This is a genomic window from Clostridia bacterium (assembly GCA_017554615.1).
In the GTDB taxonomy this organism is placed as follows: Bacteria; Bacillota; Clostridia; order UMGS1840; family HGM11507; genus SIG450.
In genome coordinates this window covers 99,982-113,467 of record JAFZHY010000022.1, presented here as the reverse complement: position 1 = coordinate 113,467, position 13,486 = coordinate 99,982, and the positions used below count along the sequence as shown (strand labels likewise).

Here is a 13,486-nt window from a genome sequence, read left to right as displayed (position 1 = left end):
TTCTATTATATTATATTTTAAATTTTAAAAAGTGTTAATTTGTATTATCAAAGTAAAATTTATATTTTAAATCCATATAGTGTTCAAAAATTACTGCACAAAAAAAGAGTGCATTTAAGCACTCTTTTTTAACTTTATTAATCTACTTTAATAATGTAAACTGCTTTAAGTGAATCATTTATTATAAATGTATATACATAATCATTAGAGTCCGGATACTCTTTGTAAGAGAAGATCTGTCCCATTGGATTTTCATCACTTGAAACGCCTTTTATAACTGTAATTTCATTTGAAGAATTGATAGTATAGAACATTGTTGAGGAGTTTGCAGCAAAACTTCTTATTGATGTTGGTTTATCAAAAATTCCATCTTCATCTTCATCGGTAGCAAATCCTGCATGACCTGGAATTAAATCAGTTAATTCAAAACTATTTTCAGAAACAGTATATGGTGTTGCATAAACATATGCATAAGCTGAAGAAAGTTCTTTTATAGATTTAATTTTATATGGATCTTTATAATCATCATCCATTACTACGCTACGAACAGGAGTTTTTGATGGCAATTCACCCTTATTGCTTACAACTTTAGGATGATTTCCGTCTTTTGCTTCGCTCATATCAAGATAAATATAAACGTTTTTATTAATATCCCCGTTTGTTTCTTTACCGAATCTGATAACATCCCCTACTTCTACATCTTTAACATATGAAGCATTTGCACAATAAGCTGTTGATTCAGCACCTGTCTGGAAGTTAATCAAAGTAAGTCTTGTTTTATCGTCACCATCAACTGAAACTACTTTCTTATCTTTAACGATATATGCTGGAGTGTTATAATAAACATCTTTGTCAACATTAGGTTCATATGCAAGAATTATACTTGCATAACCGGATTCTGTTTCTCCAATTGCATGAATTTCATAAGGATACTTATTTTTAAAGTAAGATACTGAACGCTTTGCATACCCTTTCGAATCAGATCTGTTAAGAGGTACTTCAATAATAACTGTTTTAGAGTCATCAATTCTGATTTCTTCATCATCTACATCAAAGTATTTATTTGTTGAATAATATACACTGTTAACATTATGCAATATACCCTGCATTGTTTCATCATCTGTTGACTTCACAGTGATAATGTCAGTAATTTTACCCTGATTATTCAAAATATACTTAATAGGCTGAGCATAATCAAGATGAGTACCTGAAGCATCTTCAAGTTTTGAAGCGGCTTCTTCTAAAGCGGCAAGAACTTTTTCAAAATCAGTTTCAGAGTCCCCTCCGTTAATTTTAACACGAGTGTGGAAATCTAATATTTTTACTGTTCCTGTATTATAATCAAATATTTTAATACTTGCTTCGCTTTCATCTCCGGCTGCATTGATTACATATCCATATTTATATGTTCCTCCGGCAGTAAACTCAGCATATGCTATTTCACCAAATGAATCTAAATAGAATGTTCCGCTTTGTCCATAGACAATTTTTGAACCAAGTTCTGTGCCTTTGATTGATGCAGAAATTGAATATTCTTTGTTTTCAATTTTTACATAAGATTCGTCTTCTTCTGTAATTTTACCTGTTGCTTTATTATCAGATACTAATACTTCGATATTCTGAATACCAACCTGTTCTTCAGGAATAGTTTTTTTAACTGAAATTATATTGCCTTTTTTAATACTTGAAAGAGCAATATCTTTATCATTCTTTTTAATTGAAACAGAATAATCTATTGTTTTATCAACAGGAACATATAATGTAGCCTCAGAAGTATTCACTACTGAATTATCAAGATAAATTAAGTATTCACTGCTGTCAACAGATTTAACAACATAGTTTTTATAACTTTCAATTTCAATGTAATCATATTCTGAACCTGAACCAACAAGTGTTACAGAACCGATCTCTGGAATCGCTAAGTCTTCTTCAAAAAGATAATCTTTATCAATAGATTTACCGTTATACATGTATACAGCAGAATCACTGATTTTATAGTCTGTTGTTCTGCCTGTATTTTCATTTAAAACTCTTAATTCAGAAGAATCAAAGCTAACTATATCTTTTGTCTCATCTTGTGTTGAAATTTCAATCTTTTCAATGTTAGATTTAGGCATCATATGCTGAATAATTTTGTTGATATTGTAGTCATCATATTTAACATATGCAATAATTGACAAACCAATCATATCTTTTGCTTCGTAAAAATTACCAACGATATATCTATTTGCAACGCCTTTTTGTGTAATTTCAATCTCATCATCTGAAAGTTGACTCTCTAAATTATCCAATCTTGTTTTAGAGTTGGCAGTAACCATACCTTCAATTTTTTCAAGTCTCATATAATCAGTCATAAGATTATGGCCATAATTTATATAATAAGATTTAGATTCATCATTCAAACTGTTTTTCTGTGCCATAAGGTCTACTTCTAATGAGTTGTATAAAATCTGAGCAATAATGCCACGAGGGGCTGGTTCAGATTGTGCCATCTGAGCACCTTTTAGAATACCTAAATCTCTGGCTTGTGCAATATATCCGTCAGGCCAGCCACCTTTATCTAAAGCCTGGATTTCATATCCCAACATACATACAACCATTTTAACTGCCTGTTCGTATGTAACTGAATCTTCAGGACCGAATAAACCTCCGCCGTAACCGTTTATAATCTTCATTGTACTTGCAGTTTTTATATCGTATACTGCCCAGTGGTTATTGGCAACATCTGTATAACCTGAGTCTAAAACAGAAGTACCTGAAATGCTTAAGTTAAGAAGTCTCATAAGAAGAGTTGTCATTTCAGCCCTTGTAATAGTTTTTTCAGGCATAAACACACCGTCTTCATAACCTTTGATGATACCTAAAGATGATAACACGTCAATCGCTTCGCTGTTTTTGTTATCACTTGTAACATCTTTGAATTCCAATGCAAAAACCTGCATTGAAAGCAGTAGAGATACACATAAAATAACTGATAAAACTTTTTTAATGTTTTTCATTTTTCTTCCTCCTTAGTGTATATATTATATAGGTCATATATTGTTATTTTAACATATATTTTTACCTTATTCAACAATTATTTTTAATTGGTAAAAATAATATTATTTGGCAAAAATGTTTTTAATTCTTAGGTCTTCGCCTGTAAATTCTAAAATTAAAAATTCGCCGATAAATCTTGAAAAAAGTCTTTCAGAATATACTTCTTTTAATTCAAGAACAGAAAGATTAGTTGAAATTATCATCTTTTTATTATTTATAAGTCTTGAATTTATAAGTTCAAAGAGTGCTGTTAGAGTATAAGAAGTTTTAAACTCTGTTCCTAAATCATCTATTATAAGTAAATCTATTTCGTATAAATCTTTTATAATACTTTTGGTATCATACATAGCGTTTTCACGGTTAAACTTGTATTCATCCAAGACTTCTGAAAGTTTTATGCAAGATTGGTATAAAACATTTTTACCGTTATCAATAAGTGTTTTTGCTATGCATCCTGATAAATAAGTTTTCCCCACACCTGTACTGCCTGTAAAGAGCAGTGATTTTGTACCGGCATTATCAAAGTTATCGATAAAATTTTTAGTATGATTTAAAATATTTTTCATATTATCTTTTGGAGAAATACCGCTATCATCCGGCTTGTCTGAAAACATATTTAAATCAAAATTTTCAAAGTTTTTCTTATCAAGAACATATGATAAATTCGATTCATCCGATGCAATTTCTTTTAGTATTTTTTCTAAACAACTGCATTTTTTGGATGCAATATACCCTGTATCTTTACATTCATTACATTCAAATATATCGTCAAGATAATCTTTAGGATAACCGTTTTTTACAAGTAATTCAGTCTTTTTCTGTTCGGCTTCTTTTATAGTTTTTTTAATTTCCTCATTTTTTTCGGGGCTGTAAACACCCATATTTTTAACACACTCACCAAGAAGTTTTATAACCTCTTTTTTAAGTGTTAAATATTCAGGGATTTTATTATAAATTTCTTCTTTTCTTAACTCAAGAATTTGCTTGTTTTTATCCCTTTTTTCCTGTAATTTTTCATAAGCCTTTTTAAAAATCTTACTGCTGTATGACATAAAAACACCTCATCAGTTTAACTGTTCTGTTTTTTTCTTAAAGCATTAAGTACATCTTTAGAATCATACTCTCTTTGTTTAAAATTATTTAAACCGATATTTTTACTTCCCCTCTTTAATTCAACTGTCTTATCATTTGTAAGAACTTTGTTAAGATACGGGAAAGAAAGTTTACCTGTATTTAAAATAGTTGATTCAAATGCTTTTTTTATATCATCTAAAGTTTTATGTTTGTTATAATACCAGTCTTCTATGAAAGTTTTTTCTACATCAAACAGTTCTCTTTTTAAACCGAATATTTTTTTAACATTGTTAAACAGTTTGTCAGAATCTAAATTTTCGTCTGTAATATATTTTTCACAACTTTCATAACTGTTTAGCCCCAACTCTTTCCAGTTTAGGGCAACCTTGGAAATATAATTAAAACTCTTTTTATTTTTAGAAGCAGAGTATTCTATTGCACATATTAAAACATCATACGGGATTTTATAATTGGTAAGTAAATCGTATATCTCCAAAATATCATTTTGGTTTAAGTCTTTTCCGTAAACGTCTTCTATAAAACCTATTTTTTTCTTGAAATCTTCATCAAATTTTATAGATTTTGATTTATCCTTGATTTCTTTTTTTACTTCTTTACTGCCCATCTTAAAATAGTTTTTATAAAACTCTTCAAGATTTACAAGTTCAAAATCATTTGTACTATCATTTAAAGATATAAGTCCGTATTCTTCAAGTTCTATGTAACATTCTTTTACAGAAGAAGTGTCAAGAGATAATTTCTTTGCGATATCTTCTTCACTTATTTCGACTTCTCCAAGAGAACAAAGATACATAAGGTACATATATATTTTAACAGTGTTGGCAGAAAGTAGTCTGAAATGGTTTTCAAAAAAATCAAAGGGTAATTTAAGCGAAGAAACAGGTTTAGATTTCCCAAGTTTAATTTTCGTTTGCATATTAAACTTTTCTCCTCCCCTCAAACGCATTAAGAAGCGTACTTTCATCTGCATATTCAATATCGGAACCAACAGGCAGACCATTTGCAAGACGGGTTATATTACTTACGAAATTAGACAAAAGTTTTGCAATATACATCGCAGTTGTTTCCCCTTCAACATTAAGATTGGTTGCAAGTATAACTTCTTCTATATTTCCCTTTGCTACCTTTTCAACAAGTTCTTTGATTTTTATATCATCAGGACCGATTTCGTTAAGAGGACTTATGACACCGTGAAGAACGTGATAGACACCGTTAAATTCATTTAAATTTTCCATTGCAATAACATCTTTAGGGTTTTCAACAACACATATCACATTCTGATTTCTCTTAGGGTCATGGCAGATATCACATACTGCTTTATCTGTAACATTAAAACACTTCTCACAAAAATTAACCTTTTCTTTAACCTCAATTAAGGCATCAGAAAAATTCTTCACATAAGAAAAGTCTTTAGAAAGAATATAAAAAGCCAGTCTTTGTGCAGATTTTTTACCGATACCTGGAAGTTTATTAAATTCATCAATTAGTTTTGCAAGAGGTGCAACAAAATAGTTCATAATATCCTCCGGTTATTTTTATTTTAGAATAAGCCCCCAAAATTGCCCATTCCTCCGGTTAGTTTACCTAATTTTTCACTCTTTTCTTTTTCAACCTTTTTAATCGCTTCGTTAAATGCACTCATAATAAGGTCTTCAAGCATTTCAACATCATCAGGGTCTACAACCTCTGGGTTGATTGAAATTTTTGTTATTTGGTTATTTCCGTTTATAGTAAGATTAACAGCACCGCCACCTGCAGAAATATCGTATGACGCTTCTTCTATTTCCTGCTGTGCTTTAACAAGATTTTCCTGCATTTTCTGTGCCTGTTTAATCATATTATTCATATTTCCACCGCCGGGAAATCCTCCCATTGGAAATCTTCCTTTTGCCATAATAGTTCACTCCTAATCTTCAAAATTAAATATTACCTGATTTTGTTCTGCAAGTTTAAATAAATCGTCTAACGGGTCAGAAGCGATTTCTTCATCTTCTGTAACATTGTCCTGTCCTTTAAGTTTAACAGAAACCTCTATACCGTATACATCATTTATTGCTTCTTTTATAAGTTTATCATATTTACTGCCAAGAGCAATATCAAGTTTTGTTTTATTGTCAAAATCAAATACAATGCCTGTATCATCAAGTGATATAACTGTTGAGAGCATTATATTGTCAAACCCTATATCTTTGTTTTTTATATTTACCAAAAAATCTTTAAAGTTAAGTTTGATATAAGATAATATTTCTTTACTATCAACTTTTTCTTCAATTTTTGTATCAATTACTTTATTTTCTGTATTATCATTTAAGATTGCATTTTCAGGCATATCATTAATAGTGAAATTATCAATATTAACTTCATTTGGAATTGTATAACCCTCATAGTCATCTTCTTCAGAGTACTCTGAAGAAAAATCATATTCTTCATCTTCTTTAATTATATCCTGTGCAATCTGGGTTATGGAACTTTCTTTTAAATCATCTGTTTCTTCTTTTTTGGTTTCTTCGTTATATTCTAACGGAAAAACTTGAGGTGCAGTATTTTTATTAAATTCAACTGACAAATTTTTACAAGGAATGTTTCCCTGTGATAAATCTTTTATTTTTTCTTCTAATTTTTCTAATCTGTCAAGAAGAGTTTCAATATCTGTGCTTGTGTTTTTTGATGCTATTTTTAAAAGTGCTGTTTCAAATGCAAGTTTTGGAGATGCAAGATATTTGGAATTATTCTGCGCCTCAAACAGATTTTCGATAATTTTAAGAAGACGGGATATTGTTAATTTACTGCATTGTTCGTTGTATTTTTTTATAACTTCTTCTTCGTTATTTATTATAAGAGAATAATCATTTGAAGTTTTAATCATCATAAGGTCTCTGAAATAATCAATAACGTCTGTAAAAAGCCTTAACGGGTCTATACCCATATTAACACCGTCGTCTAAAAGTTTATACGAGTCGCCTATTTTTTCATCTATGATAGCATCACAGAATTTAGATAAAAACTCAGGGTCAGAAGCACCTATAATATTGGCAACATCTTTATAATCAATTTTAGTAAGCCCTAATGCAAGGCACTGGTCTAATTTACTAAGCCCGTCTCTTAAAGAACCGTCTGCTGCTTTAGCAATAAGTTTAACAGCAGATTCAGTAACATCTATGTTATCTGCCATTGCAACTTTGCGAATTCTTTTAGCCGTGTCATTATATGTAATTCTCTTAAAATCAAACTTCTGGCAACGGGATATAATAGTTGCAGGAATTTTATGAAATTCGGTAGTTGCCAAAATAAAAATAACATACTGAGGAGGCTCTTCCAATGTTTTTAATAAAGCATTGAATGCTTCGGTTGTCAGCATATGAACTTCGTCTATAATATAAACTTTATATTTACAGTTTGCAGGTGGGTAAACAACTTCATCTCTGATATTTCTGATATCGTCAACCTTATTGTTGGATGCACCGTCAATTTCTATAACATCAAATATACTGTTATTTATAATGCCAAGACAAGTATCACACTCGTTACAAGGATTACCGTTAACAGGATGCTCACAGTTTACTGCTCTTGAAAATATTTTCGCTGTAGAAGTTTTACCTGTACCCCTTGAACCGCAGAAAAGATAGGCATGAGCTATTTTATTTGTATTTATCTGATTTTTCAAAGTATCAACTATATGATCCTGACCGACAACATCTTCAAACACTGACGGTCTCCATTTTCTGTATAAAGCCTGATATGCCATATTAACCTCCACAACAAGAATATTTAATAAAAAACCGTACAATCAGAACTCGAATATCAATAATATGCGGAACTTTTGCAGCCGGCTCGGATTCGGCTACCTTAGGGCACATACACGAAATTGCTTATCGCTGCTTCGTTCCCGACCTGACGAGGTTCACAATACAGTATTGCATAAGACCAAATCTTCATCACTACTTACAAACACCAGCCACACTATCAATACCCTCATAATGATATTCACCCCTGCTATAGCGGATTGCAGGTACAGGGCACCGCTAACTCCCCGGCTAGTACGGATTGGTATATCAACCTGAAAAAAAATTCAGGATAATATCATATTATAATTATACTATATATATAATATTTTTACAAGTTATTTTACCTAAAAAGTTTATTTTACAATCAAGGAATTTCCTGTCATTTCTTCCGGTTTTTCAATGCCCATAATATCAAGCATTGTAGGACATAAATCGGAAATTCTTCCTTCTTTTAATGTAATATCACCGGCACCGATTACGATTAGCGGAACAGGATTTGTAGAGTGCGCTGTAACAACGCCCTGTTCTTCGTTCCACATAAGGTCAGCGTTACCGTGGTCTGCTGTGATAAGCACAACACCGTCTTTTTCAAGAATTTTTTCAACCACCTGGCCCACACAATCGTCAACTGCTTTAACGGCTTTGACACAAGCATCAAAATCGCCTGTATGACCAACCATATCACAGTTGGCAAAATTTAAGATAATAACGTCATATAAGTCTTTTTCAATTCTTTCTATAACATTATCTTTAACCTCATATGCAGACATTTCAGGTTTTAAATCGTATGTTGCAACTTTAGGAGATGCGATAAGGCATCTGTCTTCCCCTTCGTATACTTCTTCTTTACCACCATTGAAGAAAAATGTTACATGGGCATATTTTTCAGTTTCGGCAATTCTTAACTGTTTTAAGCCTTTTTTGCTTATAATTTCTCCAAATGTGTTAACAAGTTCTTCAGGTTTAAATGCAACTGATACATTAGGCATTGTTGCATCATATTGTGTTAAGCACACATAGTAAAGAGGGAAAAATCCTTTTTCTCTTACAAAACCGTCAAAATTTTCGTCTACAAATACTCTTGTGATTTCTCTTGCTCTGTCCGGTCTGAAATTAAAGAAAATAACTGATGAATTTTCGCAGATTGCTTCAGCACCGTCTATAACGCAAGGAACAACAAATTCGTCAACTACTTCTTTTTTGTAAGATGCTTCAACTGCATCAACTGCTGTTTTTGCAGTATCTCCTTTTAAAAGAACCATAGCTTCATACGCTTTTGAAACTCTATCCCATCTGTTATCACGGTCCATTGCATAATATCTGCCCATAACAGTAGCAATTTTACCAACGCCGATTTCAGCAATTTTTTCTTCTAATTTTTTTACATATTCCAAGCCACTTGTAGGAGGAACATCTCTTCCGTCTAAAAGTGCATGAACAAAAACTCTGGTAAGGCCATTGTCTTTTGCAAGTTTTAAAAGTGCATAAAGATGCTCGTTATGAGAGTGAACTCCACCATCAGAAACCAAACCTATAAGATGTAGAGCACTATCATTTTCTTTGCAATTTTTAATTGCCATAAGGAATTCTTCCTTTTTAAAGAAATCTCCGTCTGATATAGATTTAGTAATTCTTGTAAGTTCCTGATATACTATTCTTCCTGCACCGATATTGGTATGTCCAACTTCAGAGTTCCCCATCTGACCGTCAGGAAGACCAACATCCATACCACTTGCTGAAAGTAATGTATTAGGATACTTTTTAACATATCCTGTAATATTACCTTCTCCTGCAGCAATAATTGCATTACCTTTTTCAGTTTCATTATACCCATATCCGTCAAGGATCAATAAGGCAACCGGTTTTTTCATATTACTATTTCCTTCCTGTTAGCAAAAATCTATAATAGTTACAAAATCTTCTGCTTTAAGTGATGCTCCACCAATTAAACCACCGTCAATATCAGGCTGTTTTAATAATTCGTCAGCATTTTTTGCATTCATACTGCCACCATATAGTATTTTTATATTGTCTGCTACATTTTTATCATATAATGTTTCAACGCAGTCTCTTATAAATTTACATACTTCGTTAGCCTGTTCGCATGTTGCAGTTCTTCCTGTGCCTATTGCCCAGATTGGCTCATATGCAAAAACTACTTTTTCCATATCGGAAGAAGATACACCCTCAAGTGCTTTTACTACCTGATTTTTAATAATATCAAGTGTTTTATTTGCTTCTCTTTCTTCTAAAGATTCACCAACGCAAACGATAGGAATAAGATTTTTTTCTATCGCTTTTAATATCTTTTTATTAACAGTTTCGTCTGTTTCGTTAAAATATTCTCTTCTTTCAGAATGGCCGATTACAACATATGTTGCACCTGTTTCGCATAGCATATCTGAAGAGATTTCGCCAGTATACGCACCACTTTCGCAAAAATGCATATTCTGTGCGCCGATTTTTAACTGTGTACCCTCAACAAGTTCTACTGCGCTTACTAAGTTTGTAAAAGGAACACACATACAAACATCACAGTTTAAAGTTGTGATTTTTCCTTTTATATCGTTTATAAGCGCTTTAGTTTCGCTTAGGGTTTTATTCATTTTCCAGTTTCCTGCAATAAGTTTTCTTCTCATTTTAATCTTCCTTTCCTTAAAGGTATTATTTATCGTTTAATACATCAATTCCTGGAAGAACTTTTCCTTCTAAGAATTCTAATGAAGCACCGCCACCAGTAGAAATATGTGTCATCTGGTCTGCATAACCTAACTGTTCAACTGCTGCAGCTGAGTCTCCACCACCGATGATTGTAACAGCATCTGCTTCTGCAACGATTTTTGCAACTGCTTTTGTTCCGTTTGCAAAGTTAGAAAATTCAAAAACGCCCATAGGTCCGTTCCAGATAATTGTTTTTGCATCTTTTAATGTATCTTTAAATAATTCAACTGATTTTTCGCCGATGTCAAGGCCCTGATATCCGTCAGGAATAAAGCCTGAATCAGCCATAACGATATTTGCGTCGTTACTGAATTCGTCAGCACATACGTTATCAATAGGAAGAAGAATTTTAACGCCTTTTTCTTCTGCTTTTTTAAGAAGTTCTTTTGCTAATTCAATTTTATCATCTTCGCAGATTGATTTACCGATGTTGCCACCCATTGCTTTTGAGAATGTGTAAGCCATACCACCACCGATAACCAAAGCGTCAACTTTTTCAATTAGGTTTGTGATAACGCCAATTTTATCAGAAACTTTTGCTCCACCTAAAATTGTAACAAAAGGTCTTGCTGGGTTAGATAATGCTTTACCCATAATATCAATTTCTTTTTTGATAAGATATCCGCAGGCAGATGGTAAAAATTCTGCAACACCTGCAGTTGAAGCGTGTGCTCTGTGAGCAGTTCCAAATGCATCGTTAACATATAAATCTGCCATTGATGCTAATTCTTTGGAGAATTCTCTGTCATTATCTGTTTCTTCCTTGTGGAATCTAACATTTTCTAATACTAAAACTTCTCCGTCTTTTAACTCGCTTGCAAGTTTCTTTGCAGATTCGCCTATAACATCGTCTGCCATTTTAACTTCCTGACCAAGAAGCTGGGATAATCTTTTAACAACAGGTTTTAGGCTGTATTTTTCGTTAAATTCTCCCTTTGGTCTTCCAAGATGGCTGCAAAGAATAACTTTTGCATTGTTATTTACTAAGTATTTAATTGTAGGAAGTGCTCCAACAATTCTGTTATCATCGGTAACGTTTTTATTTTCGTCAAGCGGAACATTAAAGTCCACACGAACTAAAACCTTTTTACCGTTAACTTGTAAATCTTCTACTGATTTTTTGTTTAACATAATATCACCTCATAATTTATTTACATAAAAATCATACTTTTTTATTTTACTATATTATTTTTATAAATTCAACATAATATGTTAAAAAATTAACATCTTTTTAAAATTTTGTAAGTTTTCCTGTATTTTTAAGCATCCTAAAATTATTTTGTCTCATGGCTTCATATGCTACTATTGCAACCGAATTAGATAGATTAAGACTTCTTGCATCTTCTACCATAGGGATACGAAGAGTATATTCCATATTGTTATATAAAAGTTCTTCGTCTAACCCCTTTGTTTCCTTACCAAAGAGAATGAAACAATCTTCTTCATATTCTATATCGCAATATGTTTTATCAGCCTTAGTGGTTGCAAAATACATTTTCTTACCTTTATTAACATCGAGAAATTCCCCTATATTTTCATATGTTTTTATAGTAAGAAGATGCCAGTAATCAAGACCTGCTCTTTTAACATGCTTTTCATCTATTGAAAACCCTAAGGGTTTAACAAGATGCAGTGTTGCACCTATTGCAGCACAGGTTCTTGCTATATTACCGGTATTCTGCGGAATTTCAGGTTCTACGAGTACAATATTTAAAGACATTTTATCATTCCTTATTTAATGAATTAACAAAAGATTCTATTTTAATTAATGCTTTCTTTATTTTTTCAAGAGAATATGCATAAGAAATTCTTACAAACCCTTCTCCTGATTCCCCGAATGCAGAGCCAGGGATAACTGCAAGTTTTTCTCTTTTTAATAGTTCTTCACAGAATTTTTCCGAAGTTAAGCCCGTTGATTTTATAGACGGGAACACATAAAATGCACCCAAAGGCTCAAAACATTCAAGACCAATTTTATTAAGCCCGTCAACAAGAACTCTTCTTCTTATGTCATATTCATTTTTCATCATTTCAATATCGCTGTCTCCGTTTTTTAAGGCTTCAATGGCAGCATACTGGCTTGTTGTAGGAGAAGACATTATTGCATACTGATGAATTTTAATCATAGCACTTATAATATCCTTATGGCCCAGTGCATAGCCAAGTCTCCAGCCTGTCATAGCGTAAGCCTTGGAAAAACCGTTAATGATAATAGTTTTATCTTTCATTTCAGGAAACTGAGCAATTGATGCATGTTTTTTTCCATATGTAAGTTCTGAATATATCTCATCAGAAATTACCATTATATCTTTATCCTTTATAACATCCACAATTTTTTCAAGGTCTTCTTTAGTCATAATAGCACCCGTTGGGTTATTAGGATAAGAAAGAATTAAAAGTTTTGTTTTTGGTGTTATTTTTGAAATAAGATTTTCTGGTGTAAGTTTAAAATTATCTTCCTGGGTTGTAACAATAGGAACAGGAATTCCACCTATTAAATTTACGCAAGGTTTATAACACACAAAGGAAGGCTCAGGAATTAAAACTTCATCTCCCACTTCAACAAGTGCACGAATTGCAGCATCTACTGCTTCGCTCCCCCCTACGGTTACAAAAACTTCATCTTTAGGGTTAAATTTTAAACCGTATTTTCTATCATAAAATTTAGAGATTTCTTCTCTTAATTCAATAAGTCCCCAGTTGGATGTATAATATGTATGCCCGTCTTTTAAAGATTCAATTCCTGCATTTCTTATATGCCACGGTGTTACAAAATCAGGCTCACCTACACCAAGAGAAATTGCATCTTCCATTTCGTTTACTATATCAAAGAATTTTCTTATGCC

General features: G+C 32.2%; 11 protein-coding genes and 1 other RNA gene. All 12 read right to left on the bottom strand.

What is annotated here, in order from left to right:
- Positions 1-137 precede the first annotated feature (137 nt).
- The 12 genes from IKZ35_05300 to IKZ35_05245 all read right to left on the bottom strand — a co-directional run bounded on the left by IKZ35_05300 (position 138) and on the right by IKZ35_05245 (position 13,453).
- Entirely contained in the window at positions 138-2,999 is a 2,862-nt protein-coding gene (locus IKZ35_05300; protein ID MBR4893375.1) for an S-layer homology domain-containing protein, read from the bottom strand.
- 102 nt (positions 3,000-3,101) lie between these two features.
- Positions 3,102-4,091 carry an ATP-binding protein gene (locus IKZ35_05295; protein MBR4893374.1) on the bottom strand — a complete coding sequence of 330 codons (990 nt, stop codon included), beginning with the start codon at positions 4,089-4,091 and terminating at the stop codon, positions 3,102-3,104.
- A 17-nt stretch (positions 4,092-4,108) separates the two neighbouring features.
- Entirely contained in the window at positions 4,109-5,050 is a 942-nt protein-coding gene (locus tag IKZ35_05290; protein ID MBR4893373.1) for a DnaD domain protein, read from the bottom strand.
- 1 nt (position 5,051) lies between these two features.
- A complete protein-coding gene (recR, locus tag IKZ35_05285; protein MBR4893372.1) occupies positions 5,052-5,651 on the bottom strand; it encodes a recombination protein RecR in 600 nt (199 codons plus the stop codon).
- Between the two features lie 23 nt (positions 5,652-5,674).
- Positions 5,675-6,028, bottom strand: a complete 354-nt coding sequence (locus IKZ35_05280) for a YbaB/EbfC family nucleoid-associated protein (protein ID MBR4893371.1) — start codon at positions 6,026-6,028, stop codon at positions 5,675-5,677.
- 12 nt (positions 6,029-6,040) lie between these two features.
- Positions 6,041-7,879, bottom strand: coding sequence for a DNA polymerase III subunit gamma/tau (gene dnaX / locus IKZ35_05275; GenBank protein ID MBR4893370.1), 1,839 nt, complete (start codon positions 7,877-7,879; stop codon positions 6,041-6,043).
- Positions 7,880-7,913: 34 nt separating this feature from the next.
- Positions 7,914-8,177: signal recognition particle sRNA large type (gene ffs / locus IKZ35_05270), an RNA gene on the bottom strand.
- 95 nt (positions 8,178-8,272) lie between these two features.
- Positions 8,273-9,790: a 2,3-bisphosphoglycerate-independent phosphoglycerate mutase gene (locus tag IKZ35_05265; protein MBR4893369.1), complete on the bottom strand. Its 1,518-nt coding sequence runs from the start codon at positions 9,788-9,790 to the stop codon at positions 8,273-8,275.
- 18 nt (positions 9,791-9,808) lie between these two features.
- Positions 9,809-10,558, bottom strand: coding sequence for a triose-phosphate isomerase (locus IKZ35_05260; GenBank protein MBR4893368.1), 750 nt, complete (start codon positions 10,556-10,558; stop codon positions 9,809-9,811).
- A 25-nt stretch (positions 10,559-10,583) separates the two neighbouring features.
- Positions 10,584-11,771, bottom strand: coding sequence for a phosphoglycerate kinase (locus IKZ35_05255; protein MBR4893367.1), 1,188 nt, complete (start codon positions 11,769-11,771; stop codon positions 10,584-10,586).
- A 100-nt stretch (positions 11,772-11,871) separates the two neighbouring features.
- Entirely contained in the window at positions 11,872-12,360 is a 489-nt protein-coding gene (locus IKZ35_05250; GenBank protein ID MBR4893366.1) for a tRNA (cytidine(34)-2'-O)-methyltransferase, read from the bottom strand.
- A gap of 4 nt (positions 12,361-12,364) precedes the next feature.
- Entirely contained in the window at positions 12,365-13,453 is a 1,089-nt protein-coding gene (locus IKZ35_05245) for an aminotransferase class I/II-fold pyridoxal phosphate-dependent enzyme (protein ID MBR4893365.1), read from the bottom strand.
- Between the last annotated feature and the right edge of the window lie 33 nt (positions 13,454-13,486).